We start from the raw sequence: 22,468 nt of genomic DNA on the forward strand, positions 1-22,468 counted from the left end.
ACTGTCTTCGAGCTCCGAGCAGGTTTCGCAGGGCGCGAGCGAACAGGCCGCTTCGGCCGAAGAGGCTTCCGCTTCGATGGAGGAGATGGCCGCCAACATCAAGCAGAACGCCGACAACGCGGCGCAGACCGAAAAGATCGCCCGCCAGTCGGCCAAGGATGCCGAGATGAGCGGCGAAGCGGTGACGCGTGCGGTCGACGCCATGCGCACCATCGCCCAGAAGATCGGCATCGTCCAGGAGATCGCCCGCCAGACCGATCTGCTGGCTCTGAATGCCGCCGTCGAAGCTGCCCGTGCCGGCGAACATGGCAAGGGTTTTGCGGTGGTCGCCTCGGAGGTGCGCAAGCTTGCCGAACGCAGCCAATCGGCGGCCGCCGAAATCAGCTCGATGTCGGGCGATACGGTCAAGGCCGCTCAGGAAGCCGGCGACATGCTCGGTCGGCTGGTCCCCGACATCCGCAAGACGGCCGAGCTGGTCTCCGAGATCAGTGCCGCCTGCCGCGAACAGGATATCGGCGCCTCGCAAATCAACGAAGCGATCCAGCAGCTCGACAAGGTCACGCAGCAGAATGCCGGCGCCTCAGAGCAGATGTCGGCAACCTCCGAGGAGCTCGCCTCCCAGGCCGAAGAACTGCAGGCGTCGATCGCCTTCTTCAAGGTCGATGCCGCTGGCAACCGTCCGTCCCGCATGCCGGCTGCCCGTATGACGGTCCGCAGCCCGGCTCCCGTCGCCGGCCGCAAGCCCAGCGCTAAGAAGTCGGCCGCCAACAGCATCTCTGGCCAGCAGGCGCGGCTGAAAGGTTTCGCTCTCGATCTCTCCATGGGCGGTCCCGATGATGGGGACACCGAATTCAAGGAAAGCGCATGATCATGGCCACGACATCTCTGGAAGCGCAATTCGTGACCTTCAGCCTCGGCGAGGAGATCTTCGCCGTGCCGGTAGAGGTGGTACGGGAAATCCTCGACTATGCGGAAGCTTTCAAGATTCCGAATGGTCCCGACTATCTGCTCGGCCTGCGCGATGTGCGCGGGCAGGGCGTGCCGACGATCGATCTTCGATTGAAGCTCGGCATGGCCAAGACCGTGCCGACGCCGCACACACGGGTGCTCGTGCTCGACGTGCCAATGGAAAGCCGGCTGCTGACGCTCGGCCTTGTCGCCGACCGCGTCTTCGAGGTCACGCCGTTCCGGCGCGAGCAGATCGAGGCGGCCCCCGACATCGGCGTGCGCTGGCGCTCGGATTATATTGCCGGCGTCGTTCGCCGCGAAAACGGCTTCGTCGTCATCATCGATCTTGCCCGGTTGCTGTCGCGCGAGGACGCCTCGGCGCTGCAATCGGCCGCCTGACCGCGTTATCAACTTGGAGTACGGCGTTCTATGAGTATGGCAGCAGCGGTGGAAACCCAATTGCCGGGCGACCGGATCAGCAAGCGCAATTTCGACAAGCTTGCCCGGTTCATTTACGACTATAGCGGCATCAAGATGCCGCCGACCAAGCTGACGATGCTCGAAGGGCGGCTGAGGCGCCGCCTTCGTGCGACCAACCATTCGACCTTCGATGATTATTGCGACTTCCTGTTCGATCATGACGGCCTCGCCCAGGAAGCCGTCTACCTGATCGATGTGGTCACAACCAACAAGACCGACTTCTTCCGCGAAGCCAAGCATTTCAACTATCTGCAGACAGTGGCGTTGCCGGCGATCGCCAATAGCGGCGTGCGAACCATCCGCACCTGGAGTTCTGCCTGTTCGACGGGGGCGGAGCCCTATACGATGGCGATGGTGTTGGCCGAATTCGCCGAAAGCCGCAGCGACGTCTCCTACAACGTGCTTGCCACCGACCTTTCCACCGACGTGCTGCAGACGGCGCGCCGAGGCATTTATCCGGAGGATTTGATCGCGCCCGTGCCGCGCGACCTGCAGCGCAAATACGTGCTGACAGCCAAACAGCCGGGTCGGCGGGAGGTGCGCATCACGCCGAAACTGCGCAGCAGGGTGGGTTTTGCCCGCATGAACCTGATGGACGAGAAATACCCGATTGGCGAGGCGATGAACATTATCTTCTGCCGCAACGTGCTAATCTATTTCGACAAGCAGACCCAGGCCGGCGTGCTCAACCGCCTCTGCAACTGCCTGGCGAAGGGCGGCTACATGTTCATCGGTCATTCCGAATCGATCACCGGCTTCGACCTGCCGTTGAAGCAGGTCTCGAACACGGTGTTTCAGCGTATCTAGAGGCTTCATGGCTAAGAAAATCCGCGTACTGATTATCGACGATTCCGCCAGCATCCGCCAGACGCTGGCGCATGTGCTGGAGCAGGATCCCGATATCGAGATCATGGCGGTGGCATCCGACCCGTTCATGGCGGCGCGGAAGCTGCAGGAGGAGATCCCCGATGTCATCACGCTCGATGTGGAGATGCCGCGCATGGACGGCATCACTTTCCTGCGCAAACTGATGGCGCAGCGGCCGATCCCGGTCGTGATGTGCTCGTCGCTGACGGAAGCGGGCTCGGAAACGCTGATCCAGGCGCTGGAGGCCGGTGCCGTCGACGTCATTCTGAAATCGAAGATCGGGGCCGCCGACGGCCTCGCCGAAGATGCCATGCGCATTCGCGAAGTCGTCAAGAGCGCCTCGCATGCGCGGCTTTCCAACGCGCGGAGGGCCGCCGGAACCATCCGCTCGGCTGCCGCGGAGGGGCCGGCCAAGAAGCTGACGGCGGATGTGATGCTGCCGCCGCCGACGGGGCGGGCCATGGCGAAGACGACGGAGATGGTGGTCTGCGTCGGCGCTTCCACCGGCGGCACCGAAGCGCTGCGCGAGTTCCTGGAAGAACTGCCGGCAAATGCGCCTGGCATGGTAATCGTCCAGCATATGCCGGAGAAATTCACCGCGGCCTTCGCCAAACGGCTGAACGGTCTCTGCGAGGTCGAGGTCAAGGAAGCCGTCGACGGCGATCCCGTGCTGCGCGGCCATGTGCTGATCGCACCTGGTGACAAGCACATGCTGCTCGAACGCCAGGGTGCGCGTTATTATGTGAGCGTGAAGACCGGGCCGCTGGTGTCGCGGCACCGGCCTTCCGTCGACGTGCTCTTCCGTTCGGCAGCGCGCTCGGCCGGTTCGAATGCCATGGGGATCATCATGACCGGTATGGGCGATGACGGTGCGCGCGGCATGCTGGAAATGCATCAGGCCGGCGCCTACACGGTGGCGCAGGACGAGGCGAGCTCCATTGTTTTCGGCATGCCGAAGGAGGCGATCGCCAAGGGCGGCGTCGACCGTATCCTGCCGCTCGATCAGATCGCTCGCGAAGTGCTGATGACGCAGCAGAAGTTCTGAGGTCCGTTTCGACCGAACGCGAAAAAGCCGGCGATATCGCCATGCCGCCGGCTTTTATGTGCTCCGTCCGGATCAGGCGAGATATCCTCCATCGATCGTCAGGCTAGCGCCAGTGACGAAGCCGGCTTCCGCGCTTGCGAGATAGGCGGCAAGACCGGCGATCTCGCGGTCTTCGCCCAGTCTGCCGAGCGCCATCAGCGGTTTGAGGCGCTCGTGATCATCCTCGTGGGGGTTCATATCGGTTGCGGTTGGGCCGGGCTGGATATTGTTGACGGTGATGCTGCGCGGGCCCAGATCGCGGGCAAGGCCGCGGGTCATCGAGGCGATCGCGCCCTTCGTCATGCTGTAGACCGAAGATGTCGGAAAGCCGCTGCGATCGGCGGTGACGCTGCCGATGGTGATGATGCGGCCGCCCTCCTTCATGTGCTTAGCCGCTGCCTGGATGCCGACGAAAGCGGCCCGGACATTGACGGCGAACATGCGGTCGAAATCCTCGAGCGAATATTGGTCGAGCGGGTTGAGGATGAGGATGCCGGCATTGCTGACGAAAATGTCGAGCCCGCCAAAATGCTCGGCTGTCAGTGCGACTGCGTCCTGCACGGCTTTCACATCGGCACTGTCGGCCCGGATCGACAGCGCCCTGCTGCCGGCAGCCTCCAGCTCGGCGACGATCGCCTTCGCCTTGTGCTCGGAACTCGAATAGGTGAAGGCGACGGCTGCGCCATCAGCGGCGAGCCTTCGGACGATGGCGGCACCGATGCCGCGTGCGCCGCCGGTAACGAGGGCGATCTTGGTTGAAAGAGATTGAGACATGCAGGTTTCCTTTGTTTTTAGATCGATCAGTCTAGAATTGATCATGGAAAAGTCACCTCGGTGGTGCCCTTTCGTCAGCGGAGGCTTCTGATTGCCATGCGTGCGATGCCGCGAAGTATATCGGGTGAGGCGCCGTTTCGGGCGCTGATTTTCATGCCCGACAGAGCAGAGCCGAGAAATTGAATGGCGTCGGCGATATCGATATCGGTTCCGAGTTCTCCGGCCCTTTGAGCCTCGTCGAGAAGGCTCTCGATCGCCGAGTGAAGCGCGTGGCCGGCGCTGTCGGTAAGAGCTGCAATCTTGGCATCGGTGCGGCCGAATTCGCAGATGGCGCTGACGCCGAGGCAGCCGCGCCGCGCCTCGGCGGCGGGGCGCGAGGCGAAGGCGACGAGCGCGCCTTCCAGTGCCTCGATTGGCCGGCCTTCGCGGTGAAGATCGGCCATGATCTTGCCGGTGCTTTCGGTATTGTAGCGTGTCAGCGCTTCCAGATAGAGACCGCGCTTGTCGCCGAATGTGTCGTACATGCTTTGCCGGCTGATCTTCATCGCCGTCAGCAGTTTCTCGGTTGAGGTGCCTTCATAGCCGTGCTCGGAAAATACGCCGATTGCGGCGTGAAGTGCGATGTTGCGATCGAATTCCTTGTGTCGTGCCATGTCAAAGCTTTTACCGTTATTGGACTGATCTGTCCAGAATAAAATTGATGGTTTCTGGCGCCGCAGGGCAGCCATGCGTGTGTCCCCTTGAAATTTCCCTGATTTTGTGGTCTTGAGGCCGCCAATCTTTGCAGCGCTGCCTGTCATGCATGTTCAGGGACACTTCCCGCCCCTGGCAGCGCGCACCCCGTATCAGTCCCAAGGAAATGCGCCAATGGCCCGTTCAGCTCTTCTCAATGTCATGGTTCAGGCTGCCCTCAAGGCAGGAAAATCGCTGGGACGTGATTTCGGCGAAGTGCAGAACCTGCAGGTTTCCGTGAAGGGACCGGGCGACTTTGTTTCCACCGCCGACCGCAAGGCCGAAAAGATCGTCAGAGAAGAGCTGCTCAAGGCGCGTCCGACCTATGGTTTCCTCGGTGAGGAAAGCGAGGAGATCAAGGGCACGGACGGGGCGCATCGCTGGATCGTCGACCCGCTCGACGGGACGACCAACTTCCTGCACGGCATCCCGGCCTTCGCTGTCTCGATTGCGCTCGAACGCAACGGCGAGATCGTTGCCGCCGTCGTCTTCAATCCGGCGACCGACGAGCTCTACACCGCCGAGCGCGGCGGCGGCGCCTTCCTCAACGACCGGCGCCTGCGCGTCGCCGCGCGCCGCGCGCTGTCGGATTGCGTCATCGGCTGCGGCGTGCCGGCGCTCGGCAAGCGCAATCACGGCAAGTTTCTGGTCGAGCTTCGCCACGTGATGGGCGAAGTGGCGGGCATCCGCCGCCTCGGTTCGCCGACGCTCGACCTCGCCTATGTCGCGGCGGGGCGTTTCGACGGTTTCTGGGAGGTGGAGCTTGCGCCCTGGGACGTGGCAGCCGGCATCCTGCTCATCCGCGAAGCCGGTGGGTTTGCCACCGATTGGGACGGTGGGACGGCCATTCTGGAGAGCGGAGCGATCGTCGCCGGCAACGAAGCTATCCACAAGGCGTTGATCGAAGTCGTCAAGCGACCAATTCCCGCCAAGTAGGCGAACGAAAATCTGGCTGTTGTAAAGTCACGGTTTTCGCCCCGGCATACTTCAATTCGGCACAATGTTGCTCTAGTCTCCGCCAGCAATGACTCCGGAGGCAGCGGACCCTATGGAAAATGTGAATGTGGCGGAGATCGGCTCCACCGAAAAGACGGCCGGCGGTTATGCCTACAGGCTTTCGAGCCCCATGCCGTTTCTCTGGACGATGCTGCTTTTCCTCGTCATCGTCGGCTTTATCGCCGCCATCCTTTTCCGCCAGACGCAGACCGCCTTCATGCACAATCCGGGCCTCAACGGCCTGATCGTCGGCGTTCTCGCGGTCGGAATCATTCTTGTTTTCAACCATGTACTGGCGCTTCGCCCCGAAGTGCGCTGGTTCAACTCGTTCCGCGCCGCCGGCAGCGCCGACAAGGTCAACCGCAATCCGCGGCTGCTTGCGCCGATGCGGGCGCTCATCGGCAGCCGCAAGTCTGCGCTGTCTACGACGACGCTGCGCTCGATCCTCGATTCGATCGCCACCCGCCTCGACGAATCGCGCGATGTCTCGCGCTACCTGATCGGCCTGCTTGTCTTCCTCGGCCTGCTCGGCACCTTCTGGGGCCTCATCGGCACGATCGGTTCGATCAGCATCGTCATTCAGTCGCTCGATGCCGGCTCGAACGGGACGGGGGACGTGCTCTCGGCGCTGAAGGAAGGGCTTTCCACGCCGCTTTCGGGCATGGGCCAGGCCTTCTCCTCCTCGCTGCTCGGCCTCTCCGGTTCTCTCATTCTCGGCTTCCTCGACCTGCAGGCCGGCCGCGCGCAGAATCGGTTCTACATGGAGCTGGAAAACTGGCTCTCATCGGTCACCGATGTCGGTTCCGATCTGGCACCCGCCCTCGAGGCCGTTTCCGGGGCTTCCTCGGAGGACATGCGTGAGCTCTCCGATTATCTGCGCAAGGTCTCCGAAGAGGGCGGCGCCGGCAGCCAGCGCTCCGTCGCTGCCATGGCGAGCCTTGCTGAAGGCATTCAGGGTCTCGTCAAGAACATGCGCAACGAGCAGCAGATGCTGCGCGACTGGATCGAGGCACAGCAGGACGAGGCGAAGGCGATGCGCCGCACGCTCGACCGACTGGCCGAACGCATTGGCGTGCAGGAGCGTGCGGGCGACCGGGGCGAGCGCATGCGCGACCGCGCCAGCCAGACAGAAAAGAGCGAGGGCAAGTAAGCCATGGCTCTTGCCCGCAACCGGCGCCGTGAACGCACGGTGGATTACTGGCCGGGCTTCGTCGACGCGCTGTCGACGCTGCTCATCTCAATCATGTTCCTGCTGACGGTGTTCGTCGTCGGACAGTTCATCCTCAGCCGCGAGATTACCGGACGCGATGAGGTGCTCAGTCGCCTCAACAGCCAGATCAACGAGCTGACGCAGCTTCTTGCGCTCGAAAAGGGCAGCAACCAGGACCTCCAGGATTCGGTCGCCAATCTGCAGGCCTCGCTTGCCAGTGCCGAGGGCGATCGTTCGCGGCTGCAAGCATTGCTGAGTGCCGGATCGGGTGGCCAAGATGCGGCGCAGAAGCGGATCGGCTCGATGACGCAGGAGCTCGACGAGCAGAAGCAGGTGAGCGAGCGGGCGCTCAGCCAGGTCGAACTGCTGAATCAGCAGATCGCCGCGCTTCGCAGCCAGATCGCCGCCGTCGAAGCCGCCCTTCAGGCGTCGGAGCAGAAAGACCGGGTGTCGCAGACCAAGATCGCTGATCTGGGCAGCCGCCTCAATGTTGCGCTCGCCGCGCGCGTCCAGGAGCTGAACCGCTACCGCTCCGACTTCTTCGGCCGTCTGCGCGAGATCCTTTCCGACCGCGAGAATATCCGCATCGTCGGCGATCGGTTCGTCTTCCAATCGGAAGTGCTGTTTCCCTCGGGCGGCGCCGATCTCAACCCGGAGGGGCAGGCCGAAATGGCAAAACTTGCCGCCGCCCTTCTCGACCTTGCCAAGGAAATTCCGCCGGAGATCAACTGGGTGCTGCGCGTCGACGGCCATACTGACAATGTGCCGCTTGGCGGAACCGGCCGCTATCGCGACAATTGGGAACTCTCTTCGGCTCGCGCGATTTCGGTTGTCAAGTTTCTGATCGCACAGGGTGTGCCGGCCGACCGGCTTGTTGCCGCCGGCTTCGGCGAGTTCCAGCCGATCGCGCCGGGCGAAACACCGGATGCACGCGCCACCAACCGCCGCATCGAGCTGAAGCTGACCGAAAAGTGATCAGCTTGGCATGGACTGCCGCGCCTCCTTCAGCCGGTCGGCGAGAAAATCGCGCACCGCGGGGCTGTCGCTGAGGCCGATCGCCGCCATGTAAGCGTCGGCTGCGGCGGCATCGTCGCCGGTCCGTGCCAGAAGAAAGGCTCGCACGGCCCAATAGGGCTGATATGCCGCAACGTCGCGCGGGTCGAGCTTGTCGAGCTGTTCCAGGCCGGCGGCGGCGTTCGAGGCTCTGCCGATCACCGCAGCCTGGCTGACGCGTGCGCCGAGCGTCGGTTTCATCATCACCAGTGCCGCGTAGAGTGTCGTCAGCGCCTGCCAGTCGGTCGTTCCCGAAAGCCGGCGCGCCGCATGCACGGATTGGATCGCCGCCTGGCACTGAAAGGGGCCGAAATGGTCGAAACCTCCGGCCTTGCGCAGCAGGGCATCCGCTTCGGCTATCATGATCGCGTTCCATGCAGCCGTATCTTGCTCGTCCAGCGGCACATATCGGCCATCGCTGTCGCGCCGGGCCTTGTGGCGGGCCTCGCACTGAAGCATCAGCGACAGGAGGCCGATCGCCTCCGGCTCGTCCGGCAGCACCGTCAGAAGCGCCCGGCCGAGCCAGATCGCTTCGCCGGCAAGCGAATGGTGTTCTTCTACGCCGTCGAGACCGTCCCATCCGAGGCCGTAGGCGGCGTAGATCGCCGAAAGCACGGCGGCGAGCCGCCCTGCTAGAGCCGGGCGAGGCGGGATGGCGAAGGGAATGCCGGCATCGCGGATCTTCACCTTGGCCCGCACCAGCCGCTGGCTCATCGTCTCCGGCGAAACGACGAAGGTCCGTGCGATGGTTCTCGCCTCGATGCCGAGAACGGTCTGCAGCATCAGCGCCGTATGCACGGAGCTGTCGATGGCGGGATGGGTGCAGGCGAAGAGCAGCTTCAGCCGCTCATCGGGAAAGACGGCGTGGCCAGCATCATTCATACGTTCCTCCGCCTCCTCGAAGGCGAGCGATATCGTCGTTTGCGCATTGGTCTCGACGGTACGGTGGCGGGCCGCCTGCATGAGGTTGCGGCGCGCGGCCACCAGCAGCCAGGCTTCCGGGTTGCCGGGAACGCCGCGCTCCGGCCAGACACGAAGGGCCGAAGCCAGCGCTTCCGACAATGCGTCTTCCGCCGCCGGCATGTCGCGCGAGCGGGCGGCGAGGAAGGCGATCAGCTTGCCGTAGGACTGTCGCGCTACCTTTTCGGCAGCGCGACCGGCATCGGACGGCATTACCGCCTCACATCTGCAGGCGCGGGCGCACCTCGACCGACCCCTTGTCGGAGATCGGCACGCGGGTCGCCCATTCGAGTGCGGTGTCGATGTCGGGAACGTCGATCAGATAGAAGCCGCCGAGTTGTTCCTTGCCTTCCGGATAGGGTCCGTCTTGAACATCGTGTTCCTGACCTTTGCGACGCACGATCGTGCCGGTCTCCGGGCCTGTCAGCCCGGCGCCTCCGGTCATGATCCCAGCCTGGGCGAGCGCCTTGCTGTAGGCGACCCAGCCGTCGCGATAGGCGGGATCGCTGCGACTGGCGAAATCCTCGGCGGCTTCGCGAATGATAAGAGCATATTGCATGAAAAACTCCTGATCTCGTTGTGGCGTTGATCCGGGCATCGCGATATCGGGAACATCCCGACAGCCGTGACTCCCGGAGGAGCGGTTCAGCCGTTCCGAGACAATGAGGCGCGGCCAACGGCCATTTCGACATGGTTTTCAAGAAATCTGCAAAAAAGAGAAGTGGCGCGGAGATCACAAGCAAATAGGCCGGGCTCGAGGCGCCAGCGCTGCTTATCGGCCGCGCGGAGAGGCAGGGCGGCGTTTCACGCCGCCGCTGCCATCCTGTTCAGGCTTCGGCCTTCGTCTGGTCGATGACGTCGGCACCTGGCGTGTTCTTCTTGATCGATTCGATAGCACTCATGGCGGACGCCTTCGCCTTGTAGCCTTCGGACGAGAACATGGCTTCCCCGTTCGATGCCTTGAAGCGGAAGCGGAACTCGCCGGCCTTATCCTTATAAACTTCGAATTTATACATGGATGTCTCCCGAAACGCTGAATTGCAACCATCAGCGTCAGGGAGGCTAGATCAAAATGGCGAGCTTTTCCACTGCCTTAATTAGAATTGGCTGCTCAGCGTCCAATTGCCACGATTTCCATCGGACGCAAGCGAAAGCGTCTGCGCCGCCGCCGTCACTCCATCTGGATGTTCGCGCCCTTGACCACCGGTCCCCATTTGGCGAGCTCGGCCTTCACATGGGCGCCGAGTTGCTCCGGCGTCGAGCCGACGATGGTGGCGCTGAATTCCTTCATCCTTTCGGCAACGGCGGGGTCTTTAAGCGCCTTATTGGCCGAGGCGTTGAGGCGCATCACGACCTCGCTCGGCGTCTTAGCCGGAGCGAAAAGCGCATTCCAGGTATAGGTCTCGTAACCTGCTATGCCTGACTCGGCGATCGTCGGCACGTCGGGAAAGGAGGGCGCGCGCTCGGCCGTGGTCACTGCCAGCGCCCGCAAAGTGCCGGCCTTGATGTGGCTCGACGAAGAGGGCAGGTTGTCGAACATAATCGGCACCTGATTGCCGATGACGTCGTTCAATGCCGGTCCGGCGCCCTTATAGGGAATGTGCTGCATGCTGACGCCAGCCATGGCTTTGAAGAGCTCGCCGGAAAGATGCAGCGGCGTGCCGTTGCCCGACGAGGCATAGCTGTATTTGTCGGGCTCGGCCTTCAGCAGCGCGACCAGTCCCTGCACGGTCTTTGCCGGCAATTCCGGATTGACGACCAGCACGTTCGGCACGACGACAAGCAGTGAGACCGGCGCGAAATCCTTCTCGGGATCATAGGGGGTCGACTTGAGGATCAGCGGATTGAGCGCGTGGGTCGCGACGGTGCCCATCAGAATGGTGTAGCCGTCAGGTTCAGCACGGGCGACGTTATCCGCGCCGAGATTGCCGCCGGCGCCAGCGACGTTTTGGACGATCACCTGCTGGCCGAGATCCTCCGACATCTTCTGCGCGACGATGCGGGCAACGACATCGGTCGAGCCGCCGGCCGCGAAGGGCACGACCATGGTGATCGCACGATCGGGAAAATCCGCGGCAGCGGCTGATGTGCCGGCGGCAAGGGCCGCAAGCACGCCGAAACCGAGCGCAAGGCCCGCACGTCGCGTCATATCGAAAGGCGCCATTCCTATCTCCTCCCAAGAATTTCGATAGCGATATTCCCCACCCCGGGGAATGTAGAGCTTAGGGCAGGAGGCACGAAAGACAACCGCAGGGAGGTGCGGGGGAGCCAGACTTTATGGGTATTCGGCGACACGTTTCCCGCTCGCGCATCGTCGGACGCTCAGCCGAGAGCATCCCAGTCCGGGGCAAACGGTGGCCGAACGAAGCGTTGATCCTTCAGCAGCGCCGCGACGGCTGCGCGATCCTCGTCGTCGAATCCGAGCTTGCGCAGCCCCACCGATGCTTCTCCGGCGAGGCTGGCCGCTGTCAGTCGGCCGCCTCGGGGCGGCTCTGGCCGACCAGTTCCGCGATGACGCTTGCGAGTGTCACGGTGCCCTTGACCGCCGACTTGCCCTGGTCTTGGAAGGCGATCCAGCCCTCGTTGAAGCCGTCGAGCATGCGGATACGGGACTGCGGGTTCCGAGCGCCCTGAGCGCGGAAGATCTGCTCCCAGCTGTCGCGCGCCAGAATCTCGACCCCGACGGGATGTCCGAGGGCTCTCGTGAAGGCGAAAGCGATGTCTTGCGGCGATACGCGGGCCGGCCCTTCCAATTCGACGACCCGCGTCCCGCTCCAGTTCTCGCGCAAGAGTGCGGCCGCCGTGCGCCCGACATCTTGCGTCGCGACCATCGGAAAGGTTTTGTCGGCCGGCTGCAGGAAGCTGCGCAGGACGCCTTCGTCACGCGCGGCTGGGATGTCCCACAGGGCATTCTCCATGAACCAACTGGGCCGCAGGAAGGTAATCGGCAAACCGAGTTCGCCGAGAGCCTGCTCCAGCAGCGTGCGCTGGGTCAAAAGGTTCTCATGCGGCGCGTCCACCCCAATGGCCGACAGGCAGACGATCTTGGCGGGACGCGCCTCGGTCAGAGCGGCCACCAGCGCCTCGACCACGCTCCGCGCTTCGGGAAAGCAGGGTTTGGGATCGAATTCCGATGGCGGCAGGATGAAGACGCCCTCGGCACCGCGGAAGGCGGCGGCGAGACTCACCGCATCGTCCATCTCGGCGAGTGCGACCTCGCAGTTCATCGCCGACCATTCGGCCGCCTTGGCCCGGTCACGCAGGACGGCGCGGACGGGCAGCGTGTCGGCAAGCAGGGCGCTAGCGAGGGCGCCGCCGACCTTGCCGGTGATTCCGGTGATTGCGTACATGTCGGTTCTCCTGAAGTTGGGGCTCGCGCGGTGATCAGGCGAGCCCGGCGCGGGGATCGCAGGAAAGCCGGCTGGTAGCCGCTTGCCCACGATGGCGTTGTGGTCCCGCTTTTGTACGCCGCATCATGGAGTGATTCACGCGCATTAATATCAATGTTATAGTGATTAAAAATCACCATCATATCGGGAAGCGTCCTTCCGACATCGACGCTGGCAAGGAGGGATAGAATGGCTTTCGACACGCGGCTTCTAACCGGCGTCGGCGTCCTTGCGGCTGTCACGGAGGCTGGAAATTTCGCGCGGGCGGCCGAGATGCTCGGCCTCACGCCGTCGGGGGTGAGCCGGGCGGTGGCGCGTCTGGAGGCGCGGGTCGGCCCGCCTCTTCGACCGCAACCCGCGCGAGGTCAGCCTCACCGAGGAAGGACGGCGCTTCCACGCGCAGGTGATGCCGCTCCTTGCCGGTCTCGACGAGGCGGCGGCAGAGGCGGCGGGCGCTGCGGCGGTCGTGCGTGGCCGACTGCGCGTATCCGTTGACCCCTGGTTCGCCCGAATGGTCCTCGCGGCGACGCTCCAGCAGTTTCTGGTGCGTTATCCGCTTCTGTCGGTCGATTTGTTCACCAGCAACTACCGGGAGGAGATGATGGCGGGCGTCGATGTGGCGGTGCGCTTCGGGCCACCGGATGGGTCATCGCTCATCGTGCGCAAGCTCCTCGAAACACCGATCCTGACGGTTGCCGCGCCGGCTTATCTCAAACGCCATGGCCAACCGCGGTCGCCCTATGATCTCGCCCACCACGAGGCGCTCCGCTTCCGCGATCCACAGACGGGATTGCCGTTTCCGTGGGAGTTCCACCGAGGCGGCGAGCTCGTCGAGGTCAAGATGTCCAGCCGGCTGGTGTTGGATGATCCTTCCGTCGCGGTGTCCGCCTGTGTGGCGGGCCAGGGGGTGTTCCAGAGCCTCGCCGTGGGTCTTGCACCCTTCCTGGCACGTGGTGAACTGGTGCGGATCCTTCCGGACTGGTCGGAGGAGCTTTATCCGCTCTATGCTTATCAGCCCTCGCGCCATCTCCCTCCGGCAAAGGTCAGAGCGTTTCTGGACTTCATCCAAGAGATTGCGGCCGGATTGTGAGGCGCTAGTCGTTCATGCGCCCGGAAAACGCGAGTGGCTATTTCGTGGCAGCGAGCACATCCTCGTTGGCGGCGTCGAATTGCAGCCGCGCCAGCCGCGCATAGATGCCGCCATGGCGGATCAGGCTCTGGTGGGTGCCCTCCTCGACGATGCGGCCCTGATCCATGACGAGGATGCGGTCGGCCTTCAATACGGTTGCTAAGCGATGGGCGATGACGAGCGTCGTGCGGCCGTCCACCAGGCCGTCGAGTGCCTTTTGCACCAGCGTCTCGCTTTCGGCGTCTAGCGCGGAGGTCGCCTCGTCGAGCAGCAGCACCGGCGCGTTCTTCAGGATGGCGCGAGCGATGGCGATGCGCTGGCGCTGGCCGCCGGAGAGGGTAATGCCACGTTCGCCGACCTCGGTCTGGTAACCCTGATCCAGCCGCGTGATGAATTCATCGGCCTGGGCCGCAAGGGCTGCTGCGCGGATCTCGTCATGCGAGGCTCCGGGACGGCCGAAGGCGATGTTATCATGGATCGAGGCGGCAAAGATGGTGACATCCTGGGGTACGATGGCAATGCGCTGGCGCAGCTCGTCCGGCGTCGTAAGCTGAGCGTCGACATCGTCGATTTTCACGCTGCCCAGCTGCGGATCGTAGAAGCGCAGCAGCAGCGAGAAGACAGTGCTCTTGCCGGCGCCGGAAGGGCCGACGATGGCGACCGTCTCGCCCGGCGTGATGGCGAAGCTCAACCCATGCAGCGCCGATTTGCCGGGGCGCGAGGGATAGGCAAAGTGCACATCGGCAAATTCGACGCGGCCACGGCCGGGCGAAGGAAGAGCCTGAGGGCTGGCGGGGGCGGCGATCGGCGAGACTTCGTCGAGAAGCTCGGTCAGCCGGTCGGCAGCACCGGCTGCCTGCGAGAGTTCGCCCCAAACCTCCGACAGCGCGCCCAGCGAACCGGCGGAGATGACGGCATAGAGCAGGAACTGGCCGAGCGTGCCGGCCGAAAGCGTCCCGGCGAGCACGCTGTGGGCGCCGACCCAGAGCACGGCGACGACGCTGCCGAAGATCAGCGTGATGGCGATCCCGGTCAGCAACGCGCGCGAGCGGATGGCGGCGCGGGCAGCCTCGTAGGCGGATTCGACGGCGGTGCCGTAGCGCGTCGCTGCGGCATCTTCGCCGTTGAAGGCCTGGACAGTGCGGGTCGCGGCGATCGTCTCGTTGGCGAAGGCGGAGGCACCGGCAAGCGTATCCTGGGCAGCGCGTGAGCGCTTGCGCACCGAGCGGCCGAAGGCGACGAGCGGGAAGACGATCAGCGGGATCGCTCCGATGACAAGGCTGGAAAGCTTCGGCGAAGTGACGATCATCATGCCCATCGCGCCGAGACAAAGGATGAGATTTCTGAGCGCCACCGAGGCTGTGGCGCCGACGGCGGATTTGATCTGCGTCGTATCGGCGGTCAGGCGCGAAACGATTTCGCCGGACTGGTTGACGTCGAAGAAAGAGGGCGACAGCCTCGTCACATGGGAAAAGACATCGCGGCGAAGATCGGCGACAATGCGCTCGCCGATGGTGATGACGAAATAATAGCGCAACGCGCTTGCGACCGCGAGCACGACAGCCATGATCATCAGCATGGCGAAGTAGCTGTTGATGAACCGACCGTCGGACTGGGTGAAGCCATGGTCGATCATGCGACGCACGGCGAGCGGCAGCGCCAGCGAGGTGATGGCGGCAAGCGCCAAGGACATCAACGCGCCAGCCACCAGGCCGCGATACCGTATGACGTAGGGCGTCAGCCTGCCGAGCGGCCGTAGCGACCGCCTCTTGTTTTCCTCAGCCCGTGCCTGCTCTGCCAACTCGTCTCCGATCGCCCGCAGGACCCGCTCAATGCGGCCTGCTGGCTCTTGTTATCTAGGCGTCCTTCATGTATAGGCACCGCATCCTAATGGGAAGCCGTAGCCATCATGACTGCGGCTTCATTTATTCAATCGGTTCTTTGGCCGCAACTGCATGCGGCAAATTGAACTCCGGTAGCGCAGGAAGATTGTTATGAAGGCAGGCATCCATCCCGAATATCACATGATCAAGGTGGTCATGACCGATGGCACCGAATACGAAACCCGCTCGACCTGGGGTTCGGAGGGTGCTGTCATGAACCTCGAAATCGATTCCAAGTCGCATCCGGCCTGGACCGGCGGCAACCAGCAGCTCATGGACCGCGGTGGCCGCGTCTCCAAGTTCAACAAGCGTTTCGGCGGCCTCGGCCTCTAATCGCTTTTGCTCGATGGAATTGAAGAGAGCCCGGTTTTGCCGGGCTTTTTTGCGTTCTCGATGTTCGGAAATAGCTGAGTTAGCAAGCAAATAAAAAACCGGCCGCAGACGCGGCCGGTTTTTATCGAATTCTCGCAGATACGGTCAGTTGTTGCCGAAAGCGGTCTGGAGCAGGGAAAGCTGGGCCTGGACGCTGTTCTGATTGTCATGAACGATCACAGCTTCGGACGGGCGGTAGATCTCGCGGTCGAGCAAGGCGATACGGTTCTGCAGACGCAGCGAGCGCTCAACGAGGTCGCGGAAGGATTCCGGCAGGTCGCCCCAGCCCGGCGCGGCGCGGTCGACGTTGAAGCCATCGAGACGAACCTTGTTCTTCTCGGCCAGCACCTGGTCGCGAGACATTTCGCCATTGTTGACGGCGCGCTGCAACAGCAGCCAGGAGGCCATCTGCATGAGGCGGGTGGTGAGACGCATCGATTCTGCGGCGTAGAGAACCGAAGCCATCCGCGGCAGAACCTTGGAAGCGGCGCGGCCCTGGCCATCCAGATAGGCGGCAGTCTCTTCGACCAGCGACATGCCTTCCGCATAAAGTGCCTTGAACTGCGAGGATGCAGCGGCGCGACCTGCAAAACTGATCGTGTTCAATCCAACTTCCGACATCGCAATAGTCCCTGTTGCACGCAGCTACATATATTCAGGTAACGCGGGCACCGACGGAAAAGTTTCCGAGCCCGGTCTTTATGACTTTAAGATGGTATCATTAGCCCAAATGCGCAAGCCGTTTCTTAAGAAAGGGTTAATCTCCACAGTTTCGTGGAGAAGCGCCGGCCAGAGGAAAAAGAAGAGCCGCAAAAGCGGCTCTCAAGGTAAAACAGGGAGAAAAATCAGACCAATTCACCGCTTGGAAAACTGTCTGAGATCCAGAGAAAATCCGGATGAGTACAGTAATACCTTATAAAGCTTAATAATTTATTAACATTGTGCCGAAGTAAGACTTGAGGCGAACTCGTTTATCCGCCTACAGCTTTGATTTTCGGGGTTTTATCGGACTATGAGCGGAAAAGGCTTTCCGCTGCCTGCCGCCCGGAAGCCTTGCGGGCGGCTTCGGCCTCGAGACGGGCGATCTCCGCCTTCAGCAAATCCACCCGCGCGTTCAGTTCGTCCACCGAAAGCATGGAGAGATCGGCGCCGATCTCGTGGGCGGTCTTCTTCTGCGGCCGGTCGTCATCGATGAAGCTCATGGGTTCTCCTCCGTTGCTGCCTGAAGCATCCCGCCGAAAAGTTACGGAATCGGAATTTAGGCCGATCCGGCCTGAATTCATCCTCAACTTTGATTTTATGCGTGTCGCTATGCCGGAACCGCTGCACCCTTTCGGGCGACCTGCATTAGCCGAACTTTACAGCGGAATCACCGCTTTCGGGAGACTTCCCGGTTTCAGGCGGCTTGCCAGCGCCGCGATCGGCAAGCGACATGCTTTGCGGTGTCAGCATCGGCGAGGTGCCGGTCGGGATCGTCGTGTAGGCGTCACGATCGCTGGCCGGGACGGCGGCGCGGATGCGGCTCCGGATGATCGCGTAAACGGTGATCAGCACGTGGGCGATGGCGGTGACGAGGAAAAGCGCATGCGGAGTGATCACCGACATGACGGGACCGCCGATCGTCGGGCCGATTACCGTGCCGACGCCGTAGAGCAGCAGCAGTCCACCGGAGACCTTGACGAAATCCTCCGATGCCGCGAAGTCGTTCGCGTGGGCGACGGCGATCGGATAGAGCGTATTGGCCACCGCGCCGTAAAGGACCACGAGCCCAATCAGCAAGGCGGGCGACGTCGGGTGGAGCAAAAAGATCAGCAAGCCGGCAAGGGCGGCGACCCCGGACATGGCAGCGAGCACATAGCGCCGGTCGATGCGATCGGAAAGCCGGCCGGCCGGCAGCTGCATCACGGCGCCGGCGAAGATGGTGGAGCTCATCATGATGGCGATGCTGGTGTCGGAGAGCCCGGCGCCTGCGCCGAAGACGGCGCCGAGCGTACCGTAGGCGCCGTTGGCGATGCCGACGAGCAGAATGCCGAGGCAGGAGACCGGCGAATTGCGATAGAGCGCCGGCAGGTCCAGGCGCACCGCCTTCAGCGGCTGCGGCGAAGCGGCGGTCGAAAGCGTCGTCGGCAGCATGGCAATGCAATAGAAGATGCCGCAGATCATGAACAGCACCGGCGTGCGCACATCCTCGAGCGGGATCATCATCTGGCCGCCGACGACGCCGAGTAGCGTGATGCCGATATAGAGCGAGAAGATCGCGCCGCGGCTTTCGTTGCTGGCGCGCTCGTTCAGCCAGCTTTCGATGATCATCGAGGTGCCCGCCGTGGAGAAGCCGGTGACGGCGCGCAAGACGACCCACCAGACCGGATGGATGATGATGCCGCTGACCAGGGCGATGATGGCGATGATCGAGATAAAGCCGGAGAAGGCGCGCACATGGCCGACGCGGCGCACCAGCTTCGGCGCCACCAGGCAGCCGATGACGAAGCCTCCGGCCCATGAGGTGCCGAGCAGGCCAAGTGTCGTCGTGGCATAGCCTTCGAGATTGCCGCGCACGGGAAGCAGGATGCCCTGCAGGCCGTTGCCCATGAAAAGGAAGAGCGTGCCAAAAAGCAGCGCGGCGACGGACAGAAGGTTTCTCTTCATTTCCCCAGACTCGGTCTCAGTGATTTTGAAATAGACATAAGGCACGACCTGCGTCAGCCCAGCCTCAAGATGATTGATTGTGCCCCGGAATGTCTTTACGGCGTGTGGAGATCCTGTGTTCGCGCGGAAAAATGTCCGTCCTGTGACATTCCGAAAAATGGAAAAAATAAAGCATGACAAAGCTGATAGCCTTGCTGCTCATCCTTGCCATGGCGATACAGGTGATCAAGCCGCTCGGGTTTCCCGGCCTCAGGCGGCGGATGGATTTCTGGAAGATCGCGCTGATCGCTTTCGCCGTCTGGGCATTGGCATTGCTTTCGCGCGACTTCCTGATGTAACCCCTCGATCACATGAACCGGAGGTACGGCCCAAACTGCGGTCGCTAGTCCTGCAGAATAATTTCTCCACGCATGACGGAAACGCAGCGTCCCGAGATGACGACATCGGTGACGATGCCGCCCGATTTCACGACATCGAGGGTGATGACGCTGCGGCGGCCCATTTCGACGCCCTGTTCGACGGTGATGCGGACGTTCATATCGGCGGCCGGCGCAAGCGAAACGAGATAGGCGCCGAGTGCGGCCGAAGCGCTGCCGGTTGCCGGATCTTCGGGCACATTGTCGAGCGGTGCGAACATGCGGGCGCGGATAGTCCACGGATCGTCGGATGCGCGGACATAGAGGAAGAGCGAGAAGTCGTGGCCGCTCGTCGTCTGCCGGCCGGCAGCCGCTTGGAAACCGGTAAGGTTCGGGCGGGCGGCGGCCAGCGCTTCGAGCCCATCCAACTCGGCGACGGCGAAGTTCAGCCCGACGGACGCAAAGACCGGGGCGTGGACGGTGCTGACGACGACGCCGGGTTCGAGCGAGACGCAGCCGGCGATGGTTTCTTCGGCAATGGTCTCGCCGATCGCCAACGGCTGCGGCGCGCGGATGGCGGTGGCCTCGATCCGTCCGTTGTTGCGTTTCAGGCTGACTTCGACGATGCCGGCCTTTTCCTCGAAGCGCAGCTTCTCGCCGACCGGCTTGCCGAAGATCGCCGTCCGCTGGCCGAGCACATAAGCGGTGCCGACATTCGGATGGCCGGCGAAAGGCACTTCCATCGTCGGGGTGAAGATGCGCACGCGGGCGGAATTCTCAGGGTCTTCGGGCGGCAGGACGAAGGTGACTTCGGAATAGTTGAACTCGGTGGCGATCTTCTGCATCGCCGCGTCGGTCAGGCCGCGCGCATCGGAGATGACGGCAAGCGGATTGCCCTCGAAGCGGGTGGAGGTGAAGACATCGACGGTGACGTAGGAGAGGGTGTCCATGGCGGCTCCTGCTGCAGTTGCCGCTATGGATAAGCACGATCTTGCGGCGAGGCGAGCCGCTTTCTTGTCGCCGTGACAATGCAGGAAGGGGCGGCAACATGGTGTTGCCGCCCCTTCTTTATCGGAGTTAAGGCTGCTGAAAAAATCAAGCTGCCTTTTCGAGGTCCTTCTTCCAGCTGCCCTTGGCCGCGAGGCTGTTCATCTCGGCACGGTGGGTGAATTCGCGCTGGCCGGCGGCGACGTTCTCAGGCTTGCCGTTCCAGGCCTTGAGGGCGCTGTCCTGCAGGGCGCGGCCGTAGGAGAAGGTGACGAGCCAGGGCAGGTCGGCACTGGAATTGATGGCGGAAAGATGCGCCGTCGCTTCTTCGGTCGTCTGGCCGCCCGACAGGAAGGCGATGCCGGGGACGGCGGGCGGAACGGTCGCCTTCAGAACCTTGACCGTGCGCTCGGCAACTTCCGCGACCGAGGCCTTGCGGGCGTTCTTGCCGTCGATGACCATGTTTGGCTTCAGGATCATGCCTTCAAGGTTGACGCGGGCATCGGCCAGTTCCTCAAAAACGATGCGCAGCGTCGATTCGGTGACTTCGGCGCAGCGGTCGATCGTGTGGTCGCCCGGTTTCCCGTCCATCAGGCATTCCGGCTCGACGATCGGAACGATCCCGGCCTCCTGGCAGAGTGCGGCATAACGAGCAAGCGCCTGAGCGTTGGCGCGGACGGAACCGCGGGTCGGCAATGTCGACGAGATGGCGATGACACCGCGCCACTTGGCGAAGCGGGCGCCGGCTTCATAATAGCGGGCAAGGCGTTCGCCGAGGCCATCGAGGCCTTCGGTGATGGTTTCCGCAGGATATTTCGCCATCGGCTTGGCGCCGGTGTCGACCTTGATGCCGGGAATGGCACCTGCAGCGCGAATGATGTCGACGAAAGGCGTGCCGTCCGCGGCCTTCTGGAAAAGGGTCTCTTCGAAGAGGATGACGCCGGAGATATATTTCTTCATCGCCTCGTCGGAGCGGAAGAGCATCTCCCGGTAGTCACGACGGCTGGTTTCGGTCGATTCCAGGTTGATGGTGTCGAAACGCTTCTTGATGGTGGAGGTCGATTCATCTGCCGCAAGCAGTCCCCGGCCGCCTGCAACCATCTGCACTGCAATGTCTTCCAGTCGTTCGCTCATCTCGTTCTCTCCACAGCATTAAACATCGGCGATTTAAGAATATAGGACGGCGATAACAGAAGTTGATAGTGAGGAAAATGGAAGGCTAAGTCATTGAAACGATTGAAATCAATTCAATCGTTTGAATATCTGGGATTTTTTCCACCGGCTGAGCAAAAGACCGCGGAAGGCGCTCTCGCCGCCGCGGTCTATCCACATGTAAAACCAGTCGAATCGGCGTGTGACTATCTGGCGGCGTTGAGGACGGCGACGCCGGGAAGCTCCTTGCCCTCCATCCATTCGAGGAAAGCGCCACCGGCTGTGGAGACATAGGTGAACGCGCCGGCAACGCCGGCATGGTTCAGCGCCGAGACGGTGTCGCCGCCGCCGGCAACGGAGGTGAGCTTGCCGGCTGCAGTGCGCTCCGCGGCGTATTTCGCGGCAGCGACCGTGGCGGCATCGAAGGGCTCGATCTCGAAGGCGCCGAGGGGGCCGTTCCAGACGAGAGTCGAAGCGCGCTCGATCCAGGCGTTGATGGCCTCGACGGATTTCGGCCCGACATCGAGCACCATGGCATCAGCGGGAATGGCGTTGATATCGACTGTCTCATTGGCGGCACCCGCCTTGAACTCCCGGGCAATCACGCCGTCTTCCGGCAGGATGATGGCGCAGCCGGCGGTCGCGGCCTCGATCATGATCTGCTTGGCGGTTTCGGCGAGATCATGTTCGCAGAGCGACTTGCCGACATTGGTGCCGCGGGCGGCGATGAAAGTATTGGCCATGCCGCCGCCGATGACGAGCGCATCGACCTTCTTCACGAGGTTCATCAGGAGGTCGATCTTGGTCGAGACCTTGGCGCCGCCGACGATCGCGACGACAGGGCGGGCGGGATCACCCAGACCCTTTTCCAGCGCCACCAGTTCGGCCTGCATGGTGCGGCCGGCATAGGCCGGCAGGTGGTGGGCGAGGCCCTCGGTCGAGGCATGGGCGCGGTGGGCGGCGGAGAAGGCGTCGTTGACATAGATGTCGCCGTTGGCAGCAAGCGACTTGGTGAAGTCGGGGTCGTTCTTTTCTTCGCCCTTGTGGAAGCGGGTGTTTTCCAGAAGCAGGATATCGCCGTCATTCATCGCCGCGACGGCGGAGGCGGCCGCCTCGCCGATGCAATCGGACGCCGTCAGCACGGCATGATCGAGCACTTCCTCGACCGAAGGGGCGATCAGCGACAGCGACAGGTCCGGCGAAGGGCCGTCCTTCGGCCGGCCGAAATGAGCAAGCAGGATCACCTTGGCGCCCTTCTCGGACAGTTCGAGGATCGTCGGCGCCACACGCTCGATGCGCGTCGTATCGGTGACCTTGCCATCCTTGACCGGGACATTGAGATCGACGCGGACGAGAACGCGCTTGCCGCGGATGTCGGAAAGATCGTCGAGGGTCTTGAAAGAAGGCATGGGGAAATCCAGTCTTGGTTGGCGGAAGTTGCGGCGACCAT

The 22,468-nt window shown here is 62.8% G+C and carries 23 protein-coding genes and 1 pseudogene; 10 read left to right on the forward strand and 14 right to left on the reverse strand.

Annotated elements, in window-relative coordinates:
• The 4 genes from HJB83_RS09790 to HJB83_RS09805 form a co-directional block, all read left to right on the forward strand.
• Positions 1 to 868: methyl-accepting chemotaxis protein (locus tag HJB83_RS09790; protein WP_259671313.1), on the forward strand; the 868-nt coding region annotated here is incomplete at its 5' end.
• Positions 865 to 1,347 (forward strand): chemotaxis protein CheW, encoded by a 483-nt coding sequence (locus HJB83_RS09795; RefSeq protein ID WP_207581720.1) that lies wholly within the window; start codon positions 865 to 867, stop codon positions 1,345 to 1,347. The genes HJB83_RS09790 and HJB83_RS09795, both read left to right, overlap by 4 nt.
• 30 nt (positions 1,348 to 1,377) lie before the next feature.
• Entirely contained in the window at positions 1,378 to 2,235 is an 858-nt protein-coding gene (locus HJB83_RS09800; RefSeq protein WP_207581719.1) for a protein-glutamate O-methyltransferase CheR, read from the forward strand.
• A gap of 7 nt (positions 2,236 to 2,242) precedes the next feature.
• The gene (locus HJB83_RS09805) at positions 2,243 to 3,340 is read left to right on the forward strand and encodes a chemotaxis response regulator protein-glutamate methylesterase (RefSeq protein WP_207581718.1); all 1,098 of its coding nucleotides are present in this window, start codon (positions 2,243 to 2,245) and stop codon (positions 3,338 to 3,340) included.
• A gap of 72 nt (positions 3,341 to 3,412) precedes the next feature.
• Here HJB83_RS09805 and HJB83_RS09810 read toward each other — a convergent pair whose 3' ends face one another.
• Both HJB83_RS09810 and HJB83_RS09815 read right to left on the reverse strand, forming a co-directional pair.
• The gene (locus HJB83_RS09810) at positions 3,413 to 4,153 is read right to left on the reverse strand and encodes a 3-oxoacyl-ACP reductase family protein (RefSeq protein WP_207581717.1); all 741 of its coding nucleotides are present in this window, start codon (positions 4,151 to 4,153) and stop codon (positions 3,413 to 3,415) included.
• A gap of 74 nt (positions 4,154 to 4,227) precedes the next feature.
• Positions 4,228 to 4,806, reverse strand: coding sequence for a TetR/AcrR family transcriptional regulator (locus HJB83_RS09815; protein WP_207581716.1), 579 nt, complete (start codon positions 4,804 to 4,806; stop codon positions 4,228 to 4,230).
• A gap of 214 nt (positions 4,807 to 5,020) precedes the next feature.
• On the opposite strand from HJB83_RS09815, the gene HJB83_RS09820 reads away from it, so the two are divergent.
• The 3 genes from HJB83_RS09820 (at position 5,021) to HJB83_RS09830 (ending at position 8,066) form a co-directional block, all read left to right on the forward strand.
• Entirely contained in the window at positions 5,021 to 5,821 is an 801-nt protein-coding gene (locus tag HJB83_RS09820; protein ID WP_207581715.1) for an inositol monophosphatase family protein, read from the forward strand.
• Positions 5,822 to 5,933: 112 nt separating this feature from the next.
• Entirely contained in the window at positions 5,934 to 7,031 is a 1,098-nt protein-coding gene (locus HJB83_RS09825; protein ID WP_207581714.1) for a flagellar motor protein MotA, read from the forward strand.
• 3 nt (positions 7,032 to 7,034) lie between these two features.
• On the forward strand, positions 7,035 to 8,066 hold the full coding sequence (locus tag HJB83_RS09830; RefSeq protein WP_207581713.1) for a peptidoglycan -binding protein: 1,032 nt from the start codon (positions 7,035 to 7,037) through the stop codon (positions 8,064 to 8,066).
• Here HJB83_RS09830 and HJB83_RS09835 read toward each other — a convergent pair whose 3' ends face one another.
• The 5 genes from HJB83_RS09835 to HJB83_RS09860 all read right to left on the reverse strand — a co-directional run bounded on the left by HJB83_RS09835 (position 8,067) and on the right by HJB83_RS09860 (position 12,454).
• Positions 8,067 to 9,317 carry an RNA polymerase sigma factor gene (locus tag HJB83_RS09835; protein ID WP_207581712.1) on the reverse strand — a complete coding sequence of 417 codons (1,251 nt, stop codon included), beginning with the start codon at positions 9,315 to 9,317 and terminating at the stop codon, positions 8,067 to 8,069.
• A 7-nt stretch (positions 9,318 to 9,324) separates the two neighbouring features.
• Positions 9,325 to 9,663: a YciI family protein gene (locus HJB83_RS09840; protein WP_207581711.1), complete on the reverse strand. Its 339-nt coding sequence runs from the start codon at positions 9,661 to 9,663 to the stop codon at positions 9,325 to 9,327.
• 268 nt (positions 9,664 to 9,931) lie between these two features.
• Entirely contained in the window at positions 9,932 to 10,120 is a 189-nt protein-coding gene (locus tag HJB83_RS09845) for a YegP family protein (RefSeq protein WP_007631484.1), read from the reverse strand.
• Between the two features lie 155 nt (positions 10,121 to 10,275).
• A complete protein-coding gene (locus HJB83_RS09850; protein ID WP_207581710.1) occupies positions 10,276 to 11,268 on the reverse strand; it encodes a tripartite tricarboxylate transporter substrate binding protein in 993 nt (330 codons plus the stop codon).
• Positions 11,269 to 11,572: 304 nt separating this feature from the next.
• The gene (locus HJB83_RS09860) at positions 11,573 to 12,454 is read right to left on the reverse strand and encodes an NmrA family NAD(P)-binding protein (protein ID WP_221131776.1); all 882 of its coding nucleotides are present in this window, start codon (positions 12,452 to 12,454) and stop codon (positions 11,573 to 11,575) included.
• Positions 12,455 to 12,682: 228 nt separating this feature from the next.
• On the opposite strand from HJB83_RS09860, the pseudogene HJB83_RS09865 reads away from it, so the two are divergent.
• A pseudogene (locus tag HJB83_RS09865) lies at positions 12,683 to 13,583 on the forward strand (LysR family transcriptional regulator).
• 37 nt (positions 13,584 to 13,620) lie between these two features.
• Here the strand turns inward: HJB83_RS09865 and HJB83_RS09870 are convergent.
• Positions 13,621 to 15,423 carry an ABC transporter transmembrane domain-containing protein gene (locus HJB83_RS09870; protein ID WP_221116404.1) on the reverse strand — a complete coding sequence of 601 codons (1,803 nt, stop codon included), beginning with the start codon at positions 15,421 to 15,423 and terminating at the stop codon, positions 13,621 to 13,623.
• 193 nt (positions 15,424 to 15,616) lie between these two features.
• Between HJB83_RS09870 and rpmE the strand changes: the two genes are divergently transcribed.
• Positions 15,617 to 15,838 (forward strand): 50S ribosomal protein L31, encoded by a 222-nt coding sequence (gene rpmE / locus HJB83_RS09875; protein WP_003542805.1) that lies wholly within the window; start codon positions 15,617 to 15,619, stop codon positions 15,836 to 15,838.
• A gap of 144 nt (positions 15,839 to 15,982) precedes the next feature.
• Here the strand turns inward: rpmE and HJB83_RS09880 are convergent, their stop codons facing one another.
• From HJB83_RS09880 to HJB83_RS09890, 3 genes are all read right to left on the reverse strand, one after another.
• Entirely contained in the window at positions 15,983 to 16,498 is a 516-nt protein-coding gene (locus tag HJB83_RS09880) for a DUF1465 family protein (protein ID WP_003542804.1), read from the reverse strand.
• A gap of 389 nt (positions 16,499 to 16,887) precedes the next feature.
• A complete protein-coding gene (locus tag HJB83_RS09885; RefSeq protein ID WP_207581706.1) occupies positions 16,888 to 17,079 on the reverse strand; it encodes a DUF1192 domain-containing protein in 192 nt (63 codons plus the stop codon).
• A gap of 145 nt (positions 17,080 to 17,224) precedes the next feature.
• On the reverse strand, positions 17,225 to 18,523 hold the full coding sequence (locus HJB83_RS09890; protein WP_221131777.1) for an MFS transporter: 1,299 nt from the start codon (positions 18,521 to 18,523) through the stop codon (positions 17,225 to 17,227).
• Positions 18,524 to 18,696: 173 nt separating this feature from the next.
• Between HJB83_RS09890 and HJB83_RS09895 the strand changes: the two genes are divergently transcribed.
• A complete protein-coding gene (locus HJB83_RS09895; RefSeq protein WP_207581704.1) occupies positions 18,697 to 18,861 on the forward strand; it encodes a hypothetical protein in 165 nt (54 codons plus the stop codon).
• A gap of 44 nt (positions 18,862 to 18,905) precedes the next feature.
• Here the strand turns inward: HJB83_RS09895 and HJB83_RS09900 are convergent, their stop codons facing one another.
• The 3 genes from HJB83_RS09900 to HJB83_RS09910 form a co-directional block, all read right to left on the reverse strand.
• Complete coding sequence (locus HJB83_RS09900; protein ID WP_221131778.1) at positions 18,906 to 19,829, reverse strand: PhzF family phenazine biosynthesis protein; 924 nt, start codon at positions 19,827 to 19,829, stop codon at positions 18,906 to 18,908.
• Positions 19,830 to 19,974: 145 nt separating this feature from the next.
• Positions 19,975 to 21,000 (reverse strand): class I fructose-bisphosphate aldolase, encoded by a 1,026-nt coding sequence (locus tag HJB83_RS09905; protein ID WP_207581702.1) that lies wholly within the window; start codon positions 20,998 to 21,000, stop codon positions 19,975 to 19,977.
• A gap of 224 nt (positions 21,001 to 21,224) precedes the next feature.
• Positions 21,225 to 22,427 (reverse strand): phosphoglycerate kinase, encoded by a 1,203-nt coding sequence (locus tag HJB83_RS09910; protein ID WP_207581701.1) that lies wholly within the window; start codon positions 22,425 to 22,427, stop codon positions 21,225 to 21,227.
• Positions 22,428 to 22,468: the final 41 nt, after the last annotated feature.

Source organism: Rhizobium sp. NZLR11 (genome assembly GCF_019685115.1).
Classification (GTDB): Bacteria; Pseudomonadota; Alphaproteobacteria; order Rhizobiales; family Rhizobiaceae; genus Rhizobium.